Here is a 17,329-nt window from a genome sequence, read left to right on the forward strand (position 1 = left end):
AAGAGATCAACTATAGAATAGTACAAACATTGTTTGGAAAAATTCTATACTTATCAGAGGGAGAAAATTATGCCATTATTAATTGTCGCATTAGGGATTATAGTTTTACTCATTTTAATCATGAAATTTAATGTAAATACATTTATTTCATTGGTAGTTGTTTCATTCCTAATTGCTTTAGCATTAGGTATGCCGATCAATGAGATTGTAAAATCGATTGAAAGTGGTATGGGGGGAACGCTAGGTAGTATTGCATTAGTCTTCGGGCTAGGGGCAATCCTTGGTAAACTAATCGCCGATTCAGGCGGTGCCCAACGTATTGCAATGACATTGATTGATAAATTCGGATTGAAGTATATTCAATGGGCTGTTGTTACCGCTTCCTTCATCCTAGGAATTGCGTTGTTCTTTGAAGTTGGCCTTGTGCTATTAATACCTATCGTTTATCAAATTTCAAAACAAATAAATGTACCATTTCTATACTTAGGTCTTCCCATGGCGGCAGCACTTTCAGCAACACATGCATTTTTACCGCCACATCCAGGTCCTACAGTTATTTCCAATGAGTTCGGAGCAAACGTAGGATTGGTCTTGCTTTATGGTTTTATCATTGCAATTCCAATCGTCATAATTGCAGGTCCGATATTTACAAAATTCGCGAAGAAGTTTGTACCAAATGCTTTTAGTAAAGATAGTACAAGCGGTAGTATCGCTTCAATCGGTGAAACAAAACAATTTAAACTAGAAGATACACCAGGATTTGGAATCAGTGCATTCACAGCGCTATTCCCAGTTATTTTAATGGCATTTTCAACAATCGTTAAATTAGTACAAGATGAAAGTGGAACTGCAAACGTGTTTTTTGATCTAGTGACTATGATTGGATCTCCGACTACAGTTATGTTGCTGTCAGTATTACTGGCAAGCTACACAATGGGTATCGCACGGAAAATTCCAATGAAAGATCTTATGGAATCTGCAGAAACTGCGGTTCGGGCAATCGGTATGATGTTACTGATTCTTGGTGCCGGTGGAGCACTTAAGCAAGTCTTGATCAATGGAGGCGTTGGTGATTATGTCGCGGTCCTCTTTGAAGGTAGTGCAATTTCACCGCTGGTATTAGCTTGGCTTATCGCTGCAGTTATTAGAATTGCACAAGGATCAGCAACAGTTGCGGCACTAACCACAGCTGGACTTGTTATTCCAATGATGGCGGGCACGGATGTCAATTTGGAACTAATGGTATTAGCAACAGGTGCGGGTAGTATCATCGCCTCACACGTTAACGATACTGGTTTCTGGATTGTTAAAGAGTCATTTGGTTTAACAATGAAGGAAACATTTGCAACATGGACAGTGCTAGAAACGGTTATCTCAGTAACTGGACTTGGTTTCGTTTTACTTCTAAGCCTATTTGTTTAACTGATAATCAAATATTTTAAGTTCATAAAGGACTGCCCCGTGAGTTGGAAATACTTCGACTTATGCGGGCAGTTTTTTATGAGGATGAATTTCTGTCTCTGTATACGGGTACGGAGTTAATGACAACAATTATTGAAACAGCTTTATAAAAATAGCTCTAAAAAGTACTTAGAGTATATTGTTTTAAAATAAGGCAAAGACGTTTACATATCCTTATATGTATACTATCATACTTGTATACAAGTATGTGGAATTTCTAGCAAGGAAGTGAAATGATGAGTGAATCCCAAGAGTTTCTATACCCTGTAAAATGGAATACAAGCGCTTCTACAGGCGTCCGTTTAGCATACGAACTTCGAATGCGGATTATTTCGGGCATAATTGAAAAGGGGACCGTTTTATCAGAAAACAAGTTGGCATTAGAATTTGAAGTAAGTCGATCTCCTATCCGCGAAGCCCTAAAGATATTGGCTTCTGAAAATATTATACGATTAGAACGAATGGGTGCGGTTGTAGTTGGCTTGACAGAGCGAGACATTAAGGAGTTTTATGATGTTCGTTTGCTCATAGAAACGTTCGTTTATGAACGGATTGCACAAATAGACACAAGTGAATTGGTAAGTGATTTAAGTAAAATACTCGAAATGATGGAAGTTGCCATTAAATACAAAGATGCGGATGAGTTCTCCTATCAAGATGTACTCTTCCATGAAACGATTATTCGTTCAATCGACCATTCTTACATCCAACTGATTTGGAATAATACGAAACCTGTGATGGAAAGCTTAATTCTTTTATCGATGCGGGCGCGATTAATCGAAAAAGACGATGATTTTTCACGTATTTTAACAAATCATGCGCTTTATATAGAAGCCATACATACAAAAGACAGAGCTATCATGATTCAAGCATTACATCAAAACTTCGATAATGTTCAAAACGAAGTAGAAGACCTTTGGATGTCGCAACAATTGCTCACCAAAGGAAGGGAGCAAAAAAAATGACGAATTATATGTTAGGTATAGATATAGGTACGACAAGTACGAAAGCGGTTTTATTCACCGAAAAAGGTGAAATCATTCAGCAAGAGAATATCGGTTATCCACTTTACACGCCGGATATCTCTACAGCTGAACAGGATCCTGAAGAAATCTATCAAGCCGTGTTGAAAGCAATCTCAACTACAATGGAACATTCCAAAATCTCCCCGGAAAAATTATTATTCATTTCTTTTAGCAGCGCAATGCACAGTGTAATTGCGATGGATGGAAATGATCAGCCGCTGACGCAATGTATCACTTGGGCGGATAATCGAAGTGAAGCGTGGACTCGGAAAATAAAAGAAGAACTAAATGGTCATGAAGTGTACAAACGGACGGGCACACCGATTCATCCAATGTCCCCGTTAAGTAAAATTGCTTGGATTGTACATGATCGTCCAGAAATTGCGGTTAAAGCTAAAAAGTACATTGGCATAAAGGAATACATCTTTAAAAAGTTCTTTAATCGCTATGTTGTGGATCATTCATTAGCTTCTGCTATGGGTATGATGAATCTTCTCGCACTCGATTGGGACGAAGAAGCATTGGAAATCGCGGGTGTCACGCGGGAGCAGTTATCTAATCTAGTCCCGACTACTGAGATTTTTAACAACTGTAATTATGAAATAGCAAGAAAAATGGGCATTAATCCACAAACCCCTTTCGTCATTGGCGCAAGTGATGGAGTGCTCTCCAATATAGGTGTGAATGCAATCGGTAAGGGAGAAGTCGCAGTGACAATCGGTACGAGCGGCGCGATCCGAACAGTTATTGACCGGCCTCAAACAGACGACAAAGGTCGGATATTCTGTTATGCGCTCACGGAAAAACACTGGGTAATTGGTGGGCCAGTCAACAATGGCGGAATGATTCTTCGTTGGATTAGAGATGAATTTGCAGCATCAGAAGTAGAAACCGCAAAAAGGCTTGGCATTGATCCGTACGAAGTGTTAACCAAAATCGCCGAACGAGTCAGACCAGGCTCAGATGGGTTGTTATTCCATCCTTATCTAGCTGGCGAACGTGCACCCTTATGGAATCCAGATGTGCGGGGCTCATTTTTTGGACTAACAATGTCGCATAAGAAAGAGCATATGATTCGGGCAGCTCTTGAAGGCGTTTTATACAATCTATACACCGTATTTTTAGCCTTACTAGAAGTTATGGACGAGCCTGTAACGAAAATTCAAGCTACAGGAGGCTTCGCAAGATCAGCTACATGGCGCCAAATGATGGCAGATATATTTGACATGGAAGTCATTGTTCCAGAAAGTTATGAAAGCTCATGTCTGGGCGCTTGTATCTTAGGATTATATGCAACAGGTAAAATCGATTCATTTGACGTCGTATCCGACATGATAGGCAGCACAAATCGTCACACACCAGTAGAATCTGCTGTAGAAGAATACGTGAAGCTATTACCGATATTCATTAATGTCTCTAGGGTTTTAGGAAATGAATATGAAAGTATCGCGAATTATCAAAGAAACTTACCGAAACTTGATAAATAAGGAGTCGAAAATTGATGAATCATACAATTGGCGTTATGGGTCTTGGCGTGATGGGCAGCAGTATCGCGTTAAACATGGCAAGCAAAGGTGAAGATGTAGCGGTTTATAATTACACTAGGGATTTAACAGATCAACTTATACAAAAAAGTGAAAACGAACAAATTCACCCCTATTATGATCTTCAGCATTTTGTACAATCTCTACAATCGCCACGAAAAATCTTTCTAATGGTGACAGCGGGTAAAGTGGTCGATACAGTCATTTCTTCGCTGATTCCACTGTTAGATTCAGGTGATATCATCATGGACGGCGGCAATTCAAATTATATTGACACAGCACGCAGGTTTGATGAATTAAAGGCCATTGGAATCGACTATTTAGGAATCGGTGTTTCCGGCGGGGAAGAAGGGGCTTTAAAAGGTCCATCACTTATGCCTGGTGGCATCGAAGAAGTATATGAAATAGTGGCACCGATTCTAACCAAAATTGCTGCCCAAGTGGAAGGGGACCCTTGCTGCGTTTACATCGGTCCAAAAGGGGCAGGCCATTTTGTGAAAATGGTGCACAACGGGATTGAGTATGCGGATATGCAACTCATTGCTGAGGCATATACGTTTTTAAGAAAACGACTACAGCTTCCTTTAGATGAAATCGCAGACATTTTCGAAACGTGGAATCAAGGAGAATTAAAAAGTTATTTAATTGAAATTACTGCAGATATACTAAGGAAAAAAGATGCCAAAACAGGATTGCCGCTTGTCGACATGATTCTTGATAAAACAGGCCAAAATGGGACAGGAAAGTGGACGAGTATACAAGCAATCGATAATGGGATTCCCGTATCAATTATTACGGAATCGCTATTCGCACGCTATCTATCCCATTCAAAAGAGGAACGGGTATATGCCGAAAGTGTGTTAGCAGGACCGGCGGCTGGAAATGAAGAGTTAGATAAAGAAGTGTGGGTTGAAAATGTACGCCAAGCTTTGTATATGGGGAAAATTTGTGCGTATGCGCAAGGGTTTACGCAATACAAAAAGACTTCAGAACTGAATGATTGGAATTTGCCATTAAAAGACATCGCTCTAATTTTCCGCGGCGGCTGTATTATACGCGCTGAATTTTTAAACACAATCAGCGAGGCTTATGAGGATGCACAGGCGGGAATTGCTAATTTATTGGTTGCCCCGTACTTTGTGAAAAAGACGAAAGAATATCAAACAGGTTTGAGGAAAGTTTTAGCGGAGAGCGTCATGTCAGGAATGTCGTTCCCATCACTAAGTGCTTCGCTTACGTATTATGACAGCTATCGAACGGGTCAATCAAATGCGAACTTACTTCAAGCGCAACGTGATTATTTTGGTGCGCACACGTATGAGCGTATTGATGAAAAAGGGGCATTTCATACGAAGTGGAAATGATGGGTACTCTATATGTTGAATAAAAAACCCTGTAGAGTCTGCTGAGCCGCTCTAGGTGCACATTATTGAGAGTGAGTTGTAATTCAGAGTATGGATTAAAGATCGCTTGGCGCCTTGGGGATGCCTCTGGCCATGAGCCTGGATTAACGCTTCGCATCCAGTCTCATGGCTTCGGCTACCCCTTGACGCGCCTGCGCTGGAGTTTTCCATTATTGAAAATGAAATTGAGATGTATGAACTGAGATTATAATGTGATTACTAATTGAAACTAATTTCATTGAAGAAAGACTCACTACAGTATGCAGTTCAATCCCTTCCTAGTCTTCTTTCTTGACTATCGCAGGAGGCATTGAGGCCATTGAAAAAGATCTTTAATATAATAAGAACTAGTTGATTGTAGTGGAGAGCGGCGACTCCAGCGGGAACAGCTAGGAAGAGAAAGAAGTTCACTCTTCCCTGGCTGAAGCCGTGCCCGCGGAAAGCGTCCGCTCGGAACGGAAATCAACGGGATTGAAGGGAATCGGACTTTTTCAGTGCTCTCGGAGGCATTCACAAAGCACCGAAGCGGTATTAGCATAGAATATAATTCATTCACTTGTTTCGTGACTTTTTAGTGGATTCCCGTATTCGTTTGATCAACATATATAGTTTGGTGTAGATAATATTCATCCGAGTAGGTGAAGTCTCCAACAACATATTTTGCAGTAAAAATATTAGAATCAGCCATGTAAGAATGGCTGATTCTATTTTTTTGCACTCATTTCAACGATACTATACCCATTAAACTAACGTGGTTTTATTCAATTCATGATTAATAATTGAATATATGATTTGTTTAATAGGCTTTGCAATTACTGAGTTCTTTCTATATTGTACATAGACATCATTTGGGATATTTCCAATCTCTTTAATATGCTTCACAATTAAAGCGCTTTCATTCAATGCGTCGACTCCTAGTGATGGTGTAATCCCAATCCCTAAACCATTTTCGACTATTGTTTTTAACATTTCATTATTATCAACTTCAATACGTTTTATATTGGGGATACCGATTAGTTGTTGTTCAATTTCTGTCCAAAGGGGGGAATTACGTTGATAACTTATCAATGTTTCATTTTCTAAATCATCAAGAGTGATCACTTCCTTATTGGCAAGGGGGTGGTTTTTCCCGATGATAACAACTAATTTATTATCGAATAGATATTCAGAGACAACTTCAGGTTTATGTGACAAAACATTTCTAGTGAAAACGAGGTCCATTTCACCAGATAAGATTTGCTGATTTAAAGTATTGGAATTTTCCCCCTCAATAATTTTTATGCCCAAATTTTCAATGGTTATGATGGAAGATAATAGTTCTATGATGAATGAATATGAATAACCTGGTGAAAATCCTATTCTTATGTTGGGGTATTTGGAGGAGCTGGTCACTTCTTTTGAATGGTTTATATAAGTTAATATGCTTGTGGCATATTCGAAGAAAACAATTCCTTCTCTGGATAAAATAATGTCTCTTCCCACTCTTTCGAATAATTGACAAAGCAGTTCATTTTCTAAGTTTTTTATTCTCGCGGTTATTGTAGGTTGGGTGACGTTTAATAGTTTCGCCGCTTTTGAGTAGCTTTTATGTTCAGCAATTGCCAGGAAAGTCTCTAATTGAGTTTGGTCCATATTAATCAATCACTCCTTTTAAATAATAGAATCATAAGAGCATAATGTAAATTGGTGTATTCTGAAATCAAACTCAAATCCAGTCTAAAAGACCCTAAGTTTGTATTTTCTCCAATAAATGCATTCCGGGGAATTTTATGGAACCGTATTACCTTATTATATCAATTACAAAGGCACATGCAAGTTGACTTTATCCCTCTACACTTAATCTCTCACGCATCATCCATTCTTGTGAAATCACTTCTTCCCTAGAAATGATGTATAGAAAATATCTTAAAAAAGACTTAAAACACAAAAAATATTCGATTGGTCTTTAGTCAGAGTAGTCCATATACTAAGAGTAAGTCAAATATACAGACTATTTAATGAGCTCTCGCGCTGGCAAAATGATGTCGCTAATCCTTTGGTAATTGGACAAAAGTATACATAAACTTTCAAAATTACTTAGATAAGGGCTAGCTAAAAAGCGGTTAGATTATGAATGGGAAGGTGTGAGACCAGTGTCAATCAAGATTTAAGCATTGCCGATGAAAATCTATATTGATAGTTAACGGAAGTGTCCTCAAAGTACTGAGAGGAATCCAAGTATTTACATAGAGGATATTTGTAAGCGTTTTCTATGCGAAGAGAAAAAGAAGTTCAATATAGATGTAACACTTCTTATAGAAGAAGTTGCAGTTGCAGATCAAATAGAATTTCACATTGGTGAAGTTAGAGTTTAAAAGGTAGACCATTTGATTCGTAGATGGGTGAATCAATTTAGTATCCCCGTTAGCAAAAGCTGTTGAATTGTACTCTCTAAAGTTTAAATACGATTTATACCTAGGAGGAAATTTAATGAAGAGTTATATTCGTGAAGACAAACAAGAATGTGAATTTGCAGTCCACCGCAGTGTTTTTACAGACCTTGAAATTTTAGAGGCAGAAAGAGATGAAATATTCAGCAAATGTTGGTTGTATATTGGACATGAAACAGAACTACCGAAAAATGGAGATTTTAAGAGAAGGAAAATTGGCGGAAGAAACTTGCTATTCACACGTGGCAGTGACGGGATTATCAGGACGCTATATAATTCATGTCCGCACCGTGGCGCTTTAATAAGCCGCGAAAGTGAAGGAAACACGAAAGTATTTAGATGTTTCTACCACGCTTGGAGTTTTAAGAATGATGGAACATTAGTTGGAATGCCAGGAAAAGATGGTTTTCCAGATTCATTTAACTGTGATGGCGACAAAAACATGACACAGGTTAAACGTCTTGAAAGTTACCGAGGTTTCATGTTTGTAAACTTTGATAATGAAGCCATCTCCTTAGAAGACTATCTCGGAAATGCAAAAGAATACATTGACCTAGTTGCCGATCAATCAGAATTAGGTATGGAAGTTCTAGATGATCCACAGGAATACAGCGTACGTGCAAACTGGAAGTTAATCTCTGAAAACAGTGTCGATCTGTATCATGGGATGCCGACACATAAAACCTACTTTGATATTAAAGCGGCACAGGATCCTAATGTGAAAAAAGTAGTCCTTGAAGGAACGGGCAAAGACCTAGGAAACGGCCATGCAGTTATTGAATACAAAGCCCCTTGGGGAAGGCCAGTCGCCTATTGGACAGGAGCTTGGGAAGAAGAAGATAAAGAAGAAATAAACGAACTTAAGAATAAGTTAGTTGAAAGATTCGGTGAGGAAAGAGCTGAAAGAATTTCAGACTATAATCGCAACATCTTGATATTCCCTAACTTAGTGATTAACGACATCATGGCTGTTACTGCTCGGACTTATTATCCGGTTGAACCCGATTATATGGAGGTTACTGGTTATTCACTAGCACCTGTAGGCGAAAGTGACAAATTTAGACGTAGAAGAAACGATAATTTCCTTGAATTCCTAGGGCCAGGCGGCTTTGCTACTCCGGATGATAATGAAGCACTTGAACTGTGTCAGGAAGGTTACCTGAACAATAAAGAAGTTCAATGGAATGATATATCCAAAGGAATGAACAGAGAACAACCACATGCTACGGACGAAGAGCAAATGCGTAGTTTTTGGAGGCAATGGAATAAAGTAATAACGAAAGTAGAAGCGAAAGAGGAGGCCTTGATATGACAATTACACGTCAAGAAATTACGGACTTTCTATATCATGAGGCAGAACTTCTCGATGAATGGCAATTGGAAGAGTGGGCCGCATTATTTTCAATAGATGGTATTTACCAAGTCCCACCACTTGGCAATCCTGATGCAGATCCAGCAAAATCAATTTTTTATATAGACGATAACCGAGCTCGATTAGAAGAGAGAGCGAAAAGATTATTGAAAAAAGAAGCACATGTAGAATATCCACATTCAAAAACGGTAAGGAACATCCACAATGTAAGGATCAAAAGCCAAGAAGGTAATGAAGTGAGTGTCAGATGCAATTTCTCTACCTATCGAACAAAACGTGATGTGCTCGACTGTTTCGTTGGGGTTATCGATTACAAATTTGTTGTGAATGATAATGAAATTATCATACAAGAAAAGAAAGTGACACTAAAACTTGATAGTTTACGACCTCACGGGAAAATAAGTCTGATTTTATAAAGGTCTTGATTTCCCTCTATAAAAAACTAAGTTTTCGGATTAAACACTCGCGTCTTAGTGCTTTTAAAGCTATTCAGGAGGATGGATATGGATAAAAAGGATGAAGTATTTGATATAACGATTATCGGTGGAGGACCAGTTGGATTATTTACTGCCTTTTACGCGGGTATGCGTCAAGCATCTGTAAAAATCATTGAAAGCCTACCACAACTAGGAGGACAACTTTCAGCTCTGTATCCGGAAAAGGATATATACGATATTGCTGGATTCCCTAAAGTAGGGGCTCAGGAGCTAGTTGATCGACTAACGGAGCAGATGAACCAATTTGAAACGACAACCTGTCTGGGACAAGCTGTGGAGACTGTTGAGAAAGGGCTAGATGATGTATTTAAAATAACGACATCTACAGACATTCATTACTCAAAAACAATCATTATTACTGCTGGAAACGGCGCATTTCAACCTAAGAAAATGAATATTGAAGGTGAAGATAAATTTGCCGATAAAAACCTTCATTATTTTGTTACAAATATAAATGAATTTGCCGGTAAAAAAGTGGTTCTATTTGGTGGAGGGGATTCCGCGCTGGATTGGGCATTAATGCTTGAGCCAATCGCGGAAAAGGTCACACTTATTCATCGAAGGGATAAGTTCCGTGCACACGAGCATAGTGTTGAGTTGTTAAAACGATCCACAGTTGAAGTGTTAACTCCTTATATACCCATAGAACTGGTGGGTGATGAGGAAGTTGAAAAAGTAATCATCAAAGAAGCAAAGGGCGATGGAATAATTGAAATTGAAGCAGATGCAGTGCTTGTCAATTATGGATTTGTTTCCTCTCTGGGGCCTATTGGAAATTGGGGACTGGAAATCGAGAAGAACTCTATCGTTGTAAATTCCAATATGGAAACGAATATTGCCGGTATTTACGCAACTGGAGACATTTGCACATATAAAGGAAAAGTGAAGTTGATTGCGACTGGATTTGGTGAATCGCCTATAGCTGTAAGCAATGCAAAAGTGTTTATAGATCCTACAGTGAGATTTCAAGCTCCGCACAGTACAACCATAATGGATGATAAAGAACAATCGAAAAGAGAAAAAGTAGGCGCAACTTCATCACTATAAGCTGTCGTTATGAACTCTACTAAATTGCATGCTTCCGAGAGAGGTAGTATGGCAAATAGTGCGTAAACCAAAAACTAGATGAGGAGATGTCAAAATGGTCAAATACACGACGGTTGATCAGGATACATGTATCGCCTGCGGTGCATGTGGTGCAGCGGCACCAGATTTATTTGATTATAATGATGAAGGAATTTCCTTTGCTATCCTAGATGACAACATAGGAAATACACCTGTATCGGAAGATTTGGTAGAAGACTTAGAAGACGCTTATGAAAGTTGTCCATCGAATTCAATATTAATGGCGGATGAACCTTTTAATTGTGAAAAGGTTGTGGCCAGTTAACAAAAGCGTCGATTATTTGGGTAAATTCATGGTTCCTTCGTGACTTGAGAACACCTTTTGGTGGGATGAAGCATAGCGGAATCGGAAGAACTGGTGGCTCACATAGCTTGAATTCTTCTCGGAACTATCAAACGTCACAATTAAGTTATAAAAGGGAGTGTAGAGGGATGACTACCGAAGTTGCAACGAAACGTAAACAGTTTGCTGATCAATTAGTAGAAGCAGAAGAGACGCTAATTGGCATATCACCACTCACTTCAGTTGAGCCGAAGCTTACTATCGAAGAAGCTTACGCAATTCAACTTGAAAATGTTGAGAGAAAAGTAGCACAAGGTCAAAAGATTGTAGGAAAGAAAATTGGACTAACGTCAAAAGCAATGCAAACGCTACTTGGAGTCGATGAACCAGATTATGGACATCTGCTCGATAGTATGGTCGTTGAAAATGGAAGTGCTGTCCCGAAACAAAGAGTCCTTCAAGCGAAAGTGGAAGGCGAAATCGCATTCGTTTTGAAGAAAGACTTAAGAGGGCCAAATGTGACAACGCTTGATGTCTTACAAGCGACGGATTACATATTGCCTGCGATTGAAATCGTAGATAGTAGAATTTCAGACTGGAAGATTAAGTTGCCGGATACAGTTGCCGATAATGCTTCATCCGCCTTCTATGTCCTTGGCGGGAAACCGACAAAGCTAGAAGATGTCGATCTTGAATTGATCGGAATGGTACTAACGAAAAATGGTGAAATCGTCAATACGGGTGTAGGCGCAGCCGCACTCGGAAATCCGGCAAAATGTGTTGCGTGGCTAGCCAATCGATTGGCGGATTTCGACATCCCTCTTCTTGCTGGAGAAGTAATTCTTTCAGGCGCACTTTCAGCAGCGGTAGAAGCGAAAGAAGGAGACGCATTCACAGTTAAGTTTGCCCATTTGGGAGAAGTAAGTGTTCATTTTTAATAGAAGGAAAGGAGAATATCATGAGTAGAGTAAAAGTGGCAGTATTAGGCTCAGGCAATATCGGAACTGATTTAATGATGAAATTAAGTAGATCTACAGTTCTAGAATTAACGACGGTAATTGGTATTGATCCTAAATCGGACGGTTTGAAAAGAGCCAAGGAATTAGGCTATGTCACGATTGATAATGGAATAGACGGATTTATGGAAAGACCTGAGCTTGCAGACATCGTCTTTGATGCAACTTCTGCAAAAGCACATATCCGTAATGCAAAACTATTAGGAGAAGCCGGTATTAAAGTAATTGATTTGACACCTGCTGCAATCGGTCCAATCGTTGTTCCACCGGTCAATTTACTTGATCATTTGGATGCTGAAAATATCAACTTAATCACATGTGGCGGTCAAGCTACGATTCCGATCGTCAATGCGATTCACCAAGTACAGCCTGTTGATTATGCAGAAATTGTAGCGACAATTTCAAGTAAAAGCGCAGGTCCAGGTACGAGGGCAAATATTGATGAGTTTACGCAAACAACTTCCCGCGGCATTGAAGAAGTTGGCGGTGCAAAAAAAGGGAAAGCCATTATCATTTTAAATCCTGCAGAACCACCAATTCTAATGCGAGATACAGTTCATGTATTGGTGGAAGGTGAAGCTAAGCAGGAAGAAATAACCGCTTCTATTCGAGCAATGGAAACAAAAGTTCAAGCCTATGTGCCGGGCTATAGAATCAGACAAGAGCCCATTTTTGATGGGTCGTCTGTCACAGTCTTCATCGAAGTAGAAGGAGCTGGCGATTACCTGCCAGTCTACTCTGGAAACCTAGATATTATGACGGCAGCATCAGTGGAAGTGGCTGAAGCATGGGCCAAACATAGAGTAGAAAACGCAGTCGTGTGAAAAAGGAGATGAAAGAAACAATGGCAGAAACGCGGGATGTATTGATCACAGAAGTAGCGTTAAGGGATGGGAGTCATGCCGTCCGTCACCAATTTACGGTGGAACAAGTGACGAATGTCGCGAAAGCATTGGATGGCGCGAATGTGCCATATATCGAAGTTTCGCATGGAGATGGCCTTGGCGGATCTTCACTGCAATTTGGTTTGTCTTTGACAGATGAGATGGAACTGATCGAGGCAGCAGCCTCCGTTGTTGAGCAAGCTAAAATTGCCGTTCTTCTCATACCAGGAATTGGAACAATGCCTCAGTTGAAAGAGGCGGCGGGACTTGGTGCAAAAATGGCACGAATCGCTACGCATGTAACAGAAGCCGATGTATCGCATCAGCATATCGCGTTAGCGAAAGAGCTCGGAATGGAAGCAGTCGGATTTCTAATGATGTCCCATATGGCTCCACCCGAAAAAATCGTGGAACAAGCGAAATTAATGGAGAGCTATGGGGCGGATTCAATCTACGTTGTTGACTCGGCGGGTGCACTCTTACCGCATCAAGTAGGAGAAAGAATTCGCGCGTTGAAAGCCAATTTGTCTGTAGATATCGGATTCCATGCCCATAATAATATGTCACTCGCGTTGGCTAATACACTTGTCGCTATTGAAGAAGGTGCGACGCGAATCGATGGTAGTATTCGCTGTCTTGGAGCAGGAGCAGGTAATACACAAACAGAAGTCGCAGTAGCTGTTCTCGAAAAGATGAACATTAAAACGGGAATTGATGTATTTAAGATGATGGATATTGCAGAAGAATTGATTGCACCAATGTTGGAAAAACCACAAGAAATTACGAGAGATAGCCTTGTACTTGGTTATGCGGGCGTCTATTCAAGCTTCTTGTTACATGCACAAAAGGCGGCACAAAAGTTCGGTATTGATTCGCGGTCAATTTTAGTTGAATTGGGCAAGTTACAAGTGGTTGGCGGCCAAGAAGACATGATCATGGATGTGGCGGCCGAGCTTGCGAAGAAAAAAATCGCAATTGGTGTATAAGGGGGCTATTTAATGGAAGCGACAATAGTGAAAGAAATTGCTAGTTATTTGGTTGCTGGTGAAGTAGAAAAGCGTGAAATTGAAAAAGTGACAGCACGATTGAGGCCCGAATTAACGGTTGAAGAAGGGTATCTCGTTCAACAAGAGCTTGTTTCAATGAAATTGGCTGAAGGCCGTAAGATTGTTGGTCCTAAAATGGGATTGACGAGCAGAGCAAAAATGGACCAAATGAATGTCAATGAACCGATTTATGGATACGTTTTCGATTATATGTTAATCGACAACGGAGGGGAAGTTTCCCTCAGCGATTTGATCCACCCGAAAGTGGAGGCAGAAATCGCATTTGTGATTGGGGAAGACATTGTAGGACCTGGCGTGACAGGTGCTCAAGTGTTGGCGAAAACCGAATTGGTTGTTCCGGCGCTGGAAATTATCGATAGCCGTTATGAAAATTTCAATTTCACATTGCCTGATGTAGTAGCAGACAATGCTTCCACGTCAAGAGTCGTGTTTGGTACGACGTTGAAAAGTCCAGACGAATTTGAACTGGATCTAGTCGGCGCTACATTAACGATTAATGGTGAATTGAAAGAGTCAGGAGCTGGAGCGGCTGTTCTCGGTCATCCTGCGAATGCGATTGCAATGCTCGCCAATATGCTTGCTAAAAAAGGCGACAAAGTTCGAAAGGGCGACGTCATTCTATCAGGTGCAATCACAGGTGCTGTGTTACTTGAAAAAGGCGATGTAGTAAGCGGCAAATTTGATGGTCTTGGCGAAGTATCATTTACTGTAACCGAATAAATTATGAAGCAAGAGAGGTGTTCAAGTATGCCGTTAATCCAGGTAAGTATTATAGAAGGTAGACCGAAAGAGAAAGTTTCTGAATTGATTGTAAATATTACGCAAACGGTTTCTGAAACATTGGATGCACCAGTAGAAAATATTAGAGTACTCGTTTCAGAGATACCTAAAACGCATTGGGGTAAATCCGGAAAACCAATTTCGGAACAAACGAAATAAAATATAGTCTTACTAAATTGAGCGTATTCTTTTATTAAAAAAATAAAACATTGGATAGGGGAAATGAAATTATGAGTATATCAGCTGACAAAATCGTTGAGGAACAATCACTTTTGAAAGAATTAGAACAGTACACGAGAAGTATTGCACATCTAGGGCACGTAGAAATTGGCGTGACTGATTTAGAAAAATCATTGTGGTTTTTCACAGAAGTAATGGGTCTTTATGTTTCTGATACTGAAGACGACAGAGTCTATCTAAGAGCTTGGCAAGATTTCGATCATCATACACTTATCCTTAAACAGTCAGATACATCTGGCGTTAAACAAGTCGGCTGGCGCGTAAGTTCGGAAAAAGCTTTGAAAGCATTTGAAAGACAATTCAAGGATATGGGCATAGACCACAAATGGATTGAAGCTGGAGAGAAAAAAGCACAGGGTGATTCGATTCAATTTAGATCTCCTGCAGGTTTACCAGTTGAATTGTATTGGGAGAAAGAAAAGTATGACCGGACGAGTAATCCAGAGATTGCTTCGAAACTACCAAGTCATCCTAGTAAATACACAGGTAAAGGGGTATCACCACGCCGCTTTGACCATGTCAACTTTATGGTGAATAATGTGGAAGAAGAGCAGAAATGGTGGAGTGAATTACTAGGCATTCACCACCGTTATTATGTTCAAAATCAGGAAGATATTCGTATCGGTTCATGGTTGAGCCGTACAAATGTTGCACACGAAATTGCTTTAATGCGTAATGCAAATCAGGATGGCGCACTTTTCCATCACTTGGCTTACTATTTGGATTCACCAGACGAGCTTATCAGAGCAGCGAACTTAATGGCTGAAAATGATATTAAAATCGAATGGGGCCCAGGTAAACATGGTACAAGTGGTGCACAGTTCATCTATGTCATCGAACCTTCTGGAAACCGTGTAGAAATTTGGACAGGCGGCTTCTTGATCTTCGCACCAGATTGGGAACCAATCGAATGGAATCCAGAAGTTGGACTATTGGGTCTTGACCTATGGGGTAGCGTTGCTCCAGAAAGTTACTTCAAGTACGGAACAAAATTACTGTAATTCAATGATCTTGAGATGTAGAAAAAAATAGGGTTTTACGAGTGAGGTAGATAGAGTTATATGTCTACCTCACTCCATTTTTATAAAGATTTAATGAAAAGGGGATGTTTTTGTTGTCTAAAAAGAATTTACGTATTGATTTTCATACGCATATCATACCGGAATTTTTCCCGGATATGGCAGCTAAGTACGGAGATGATCGTTGGCCGACGATGAATCGGACATGCGATTGTGGTGCTGAGATTATGATTAAAGGTAAATCCTTCCGGAAAATAACGGACCAGGCGTGGGATGTGGAAAAACGCCTTGCGGATATGGACAAAGAAGGCATCGATATTCAAGTCTTATCTCCGATACCTGTCACATTTGCTTATTGGTCGGATCCTGAAGCTGGTTTAGAACTTTCGAAGGTACAAAATGACTTTATCGCTTCAGTGGTCAATGAGACACCTGATCGGTTTATCGGTTTGGGTACAGTCCCTTTGCAGGACATAGATATTGCGATTGCAGAAATGGATAGAGCGGTAAATCAATTAGGGTTAAAAGGGATTCAAATTGGCTCCAATGTCAATGATCTAAATCTGGATGACAGCTCCATGGAGAAATTTTTTGAAGCTGCGGAGAAATGGAATGTTCCACTTTTCGTTCACCCATGGAAGACATTAGGCGGAGAGAGAATGCCGAGACATAACTTTATGTATAGTATTGGAATGCCTTCTGAAACGGCACTTGCAGCAGGTAGTTTAATTATGAGTGGCATGATGGACAAGTTCCCTGACTTGAAAATATGTTTTGCGCATGGCGGCGGTTCTTTACCGTATTTATTGCCTAGAATGGACAAAGCTTGGGAAGTTTGGCCGGAAATCAGAAATACTGTGCATCCACCGAGTCATTATGCAAAGAAATTATATTATGATTCTCTCGTTTACGACCCTAGGAATCTTCAATACATGATTGAACGATTTGGTCCGGAACAAATCATTGCTGGATCAGATTACCCGTTCTTACTACGTGAAGCGCCATCAGGTAGAGTTGTAGACGAATTGACATCATTGTCAGAGGAAGATGCTCAACTAATTCTAGGGCAAAATGCGCTTAAATTTTTAGGTTTGCATGAAATGGCTGTTTCTAAATAAATTCCAATGCTTTATTAGGCACCTGAATAACATTAGCGTTTATAGAGGAGGAAAAAATTCTGCGTT

At 40.0% G+C, this 17,329-nt stretch carries 16 protein-coding genes and 1 pseudogene; 16 read left to right on the plus strand and 1 reads right to left on the minus strand.

The genetic code is table 11. The features are described 5' to 3' along the window. Positions 1 to 69: 69 nt before the first annotated feature. The 4 genes from AC1TO4_RS02600 (at position 70) to gnd (ending at position 5,394) form a co-directional block, all read left to right on the plus strand. Entirely contained in the window at positions 70 to 1,422 is a 1,353-nt protein-coding gene (locus AC1TO4_RS02600; RefSeq protein ID WP_482103999.1) for a gluconate:H+ symporter, read from the plus strand. 275 nt (positions 1,423 to 1,697) lie between these two features. Then, complete coding sequence (locus AC1TO4_RS02605; RefSeq protein WP_482104000.1) at positions 1,698 to 2,426, plus strand: GntR family transcriptional regulator; 729 nt, start codon at positions 1,698 to 1,700, stop codon at positions 2,424 to 2,426. Next, positions 2,423 to 3,973, plus strand: coding sequence for a gluconokinase (gntK, locus tag AC1TO4_RS02610; protein ID WP_482104001.1), 1,551 nt, complete (start codon positions 2,423 to 2,425; stop codon positions 3,971 to 3,973). The genes AC1TO4_RS02605 and gntK overlap by 4 nt, the downstream gene beginning before the upstream one ends. Positions 3,974 to 3,987: 14 nt before the next feature. Then, positions 3,988 to 5,394 carry a decarboxylating NADP(+)-dependent phosphogluconate dehydrogenase gene (gene gnd / locus AC1TO4_RS02615; RefSeq protein ID WP_482104002.1) on the plus strand — a complete coding sequence of 469 codons (1,407 nt, stop codon included), beginning with the start codon at positions 3,988 to 3,990 and terminating at the stop codon, positions 5,392 to 5,394. A 780-nt stretch (positions 5,395 to 6,174) separates the two neighbouring features. On the opposite strand, the gene AC1TO4_RS02620 is transcribed toward gnd, so the two are convergent. Next, positions 6,175 to 7,065, minus strand: coding sequence for a LysR family transcriptional regulator (locus tag AC1TO4_RS02620; protein WP_482104003.1), 891 nt, complete (start codon positions 7,063 to 7,065; stop codon positions 6,175 to 6,177). Between the two features lie 837 nt (positions 7,066 to 7,902). On the opposite strand from AC1TO4_RS02620, the gene AC1TO4_RS02625 reads away from it, so the two are divergent. The 12 genes and pseudogenes from AC1TO4_RS02625 (at position 7,903) to AC1TO4_RS02680 (ending at position 17,263) form a co-directional block, all read left to right on the plus strand. Then, the gene (locus AC1TO4_RS02625) at positions 7,903 to 9,174 is read left to right on the plus strand and encodes an aromatic ring-hydroxylating oxygenase subunit alpha (RefSeq protein ID WP_482104004.1); all 1,272 of its coding nucleotides are present in this window, start codon (positions 7,903 to 7,905) and stop codon (positions 9,172 to 9,174) included. Beyond that, positions 9,171 to 9,650, plus strand: coding sequence for an aromatic-ring-hydroxylating dioxygenase subunit beta (locus AC1TO4_RS02630; protein WP_482100552.1), 480 nt, complete (start codon positions 9,171 to 9,173; stop codon positions 9,648 to 9,650). The genes AC1TO4_RS02625 and AC1TO4_RS02630 overlap by 4 nt, the downstream gene beginning before the upstream one ends. A gap of 87 nt (positions 9,651 to 9,737) precedes the next feature. After that, the gene (locus tag AC1TO4_RS02635) at positions 9,738 to 10,778 is read left to right on the plus strand and encodes an NAD(P)/FAD-dependent oxidoreductase (RefSeq protein ID WP_482104005.1); all 1,041 of its coding nucleotides are present in this window, start codon (positions 9,738 to 9,740) and stop codon (positions 10,776 to 10,778) included. A gap of 94 nt (positions 10,779 to 10,872) precedes the next feature. Next, the gene (locus tag AC1TO4_RS02640) at positions 10,873 to 11,121 is read left to right on the plus strand and encodes a ferredoxin (RefSeq protein WP_482100554.1); all 249 of its coding nucleotides are present in this window, start codon (positions 10,873 to 10,875) and stop codon (positions 11,119 to 11,121) included. 11 nt (positions 11,122 to 11,132) lie between these two features. Next, a pseudogene (locus tag AC1TO4_RS02645) lies at positions 11,133 to 11,231 on the plus strand (aldehyde dehydrogenase family protein); the annotation flags it as partial. Between the two features lie 57 nt (positions 11,232 to 11,288). Then, a complete protein-coding gene (locus AC1TO4_RS02650; protein ID WP_482104006.1) occupies positions 11,289 to 12,077 on the plus strand; it encodes a 2-keto-4-pentenoate hydratase in 789 nt (262 codons plus the stop codon). Between the two features lie 20 nt (positions 12,078 to 12,097). Beyond that, entirely contained in the window at positions 12,098 to 12,979 is an 882-nt protein-coding gene (locus tag AC1TO4_RS02655) for an acetaldehyde dehydrogenase (acetylating) (protein ID WP_482104007.1), read from the plus strand. A gap of 20 nt (positions 12,980 to 12,999) precedes the next feature. Then, a complete protein-coding gene (gene dmpG / locus AC1TO4_RS02660) occupies positions 13,000 to 14,025 on the plus strand; it encodes a 4-hydroxy-2-oxovalerate aldolase (protein WP_482104008.1) in 1,026 nt (341 codons plus the stop codon). A 12-nt stretch (positions 14,026 to 14,037) separates the two neighbouring features. Continuing rightward, positions 14,038 to 14,826, plus strand: a complete 789-nt coding sequence (locus AC1TO4_RS02665; RefSeq protein ID WP_482104009.1) for a 2-keto-4-pentenoate hydratase — start codon at positions 14,038 to 14,040, stop codon at positions 14,824 to 14,826. Positions 14,827 to 14,829: 3 nt separating this feature from the next. Then, positions 14,830 to 15,045, plus strand: a complete 216-nt coding sequence (locus tag AC1TO4_RS02670; protein WP_482104010.1) for a 4-oxalocrotonate tautomerase — start codon at positions 14,830 to 14,832, stop codon at positions 15,043 to 15,045. A 71-nt stretch (positions 15,046 to 15,116) separates the two neighbouring features. Then, positions 15,117 to 16,127, plus strand: coding sequence for a VOC family protein (locus AC1TO4_RS02675; protein ID WP_482104011.1), 1,011 nt, complete (start codon positions 15,117 to 15,119; stop codon positions 16,125 to 16,127). A gap of 113 nt (positions 16,128 to 16,240) precedes the next feature. After that, positions 16,241 to 17,263 carry an amidohydrolase family protein gene (locus AC1TO4_RS02680; protein WP_482104012.1) on the plus strand — a complete coding sequence of 341 codons (1,023 nt, stop codon included), beginning with the start codon at positions 16,241 to 16,243 and terminating at the stop codon, positions 17,261 to 17,263. The last annotated feature ends 66 nt before the right edge of the window (positions 17,264 to 17,329 follow it).

The sequence above is a fragment of the Sporosarcina sp. Y838 genome (genome assembly GCF_056786515.1).

What these genes read in the sequence shown, in the direction of transcription:
- AC1TO4_RS02600 (WP_482103999.1), top strand. Translation starts at nt 70, where the DNA reads ATGCCATTATTAATTGTCGCATTAGGGATTATAGTTTTACTCATTTTA.
- AC1TO4_RS02605 (WP_482104000.1), top strand. Translation starts at nt 1,698, where the DNA reads ATGAGTGAATCCCAAGAGTTTCTATACCCTGTAAAATGGAATACAAGC.
- gntK (WP_482104001.1), top strand. Translation starts at nt 2,423, where the DNA reads ATGACGAATTATATGTTAGGTATAGATATAGGTACGACAAGTACGAAA.
- gnd (WP_482104002.1), top strand. Translation starts at nt 3,988, where the DNA reads ATGAATCATACAATTGGCGTTATGGGTCTTGGCGTGATGGGCAGCAGT.
- AC1TO4_RS02620 (WP_482104003.1), bottom strand. Translation starts at nt 7,065, where the DNA reads ATGGACCAAACTCAATTAGAGACTTTCCTGGCAATTGCTGAACATAAA.
- AC1TO4_RS02625 (WP_482104004.1), top strand. Translation starts at nt 7,903, where the DNA reads ATGAAGAGTTATATTCGTGAAGACAAACAAGAATGTGAATTTGCAGTC.
- AC1TO4_RS02630 (WP_482100552.1), top strand. Translation starts at nt 9,171, where the DNA reads ATGACAATTACACGTCAAGAAATTACGGACTTTCTATATCATGAGGCA.
- AC1TO4_RS02635 (WP_482104005.1), top strand. Translation starts at nt 9,738, where the DNA reads ATGGATAAAAAGGATGAAGTATTTGATATAACGATTATCGGTGGAGGA.
- AC1TO4_RS02640 (WP_482100554.1), top strand. Translation starts at nt 10,873, where the DNA reads ATGGTCAAATACACGACGGTTGATCAGGATACATGTATCGCCTGCGGT.
- AC1TO4_RS02650 (WP_482104006.1), top strand. Translation starts at nt 11,289, where the DNA reads ATGACTACCGAAGTTGCAACGAAACGTAAACAGTTTGCTGATCAATTA.
- AC1TO4_RS02655 (WP_482104007.1), top strand. Translation starts at nt 12,098, where the DNA reads ATGAGTAGAGTAAAAGTGGCAGTATTAGGCTCAGGCAATATCGGAACT.
- dmpG (WP_482104008.1), top strand. Translation starts at nt 13,000, where the DNA reads ATGGCAGAAACGCGGGATGTATTGATCACAGAAGTAGCGTTAAGGGAT.
- AC1TO4_RS02665 (WP_482104009.1), top strand. Translation starts at nt 14,038, where the DNA reads ATGGAAGCGACAATAGTGAAAGAAATTGCTAGTTATTTGGTTGCTGGT.
- AC1TO4_RS02670 (WP_482104010.1), top strand. Translation starts at nt 14,830, where the DNA reads ATGAAGCAAGAGAGGTGTTCAAGTATGCCGTTAATCCAGGTAAGTATT.
- AC1TO4_RS02675 (WP_482104011.1), top strand. Translation starts at nt 15,117, where the DNA reads ATGAGTATATCAGCTGACAAAATCGTTGAGGAACAATCACTTTTGAAA.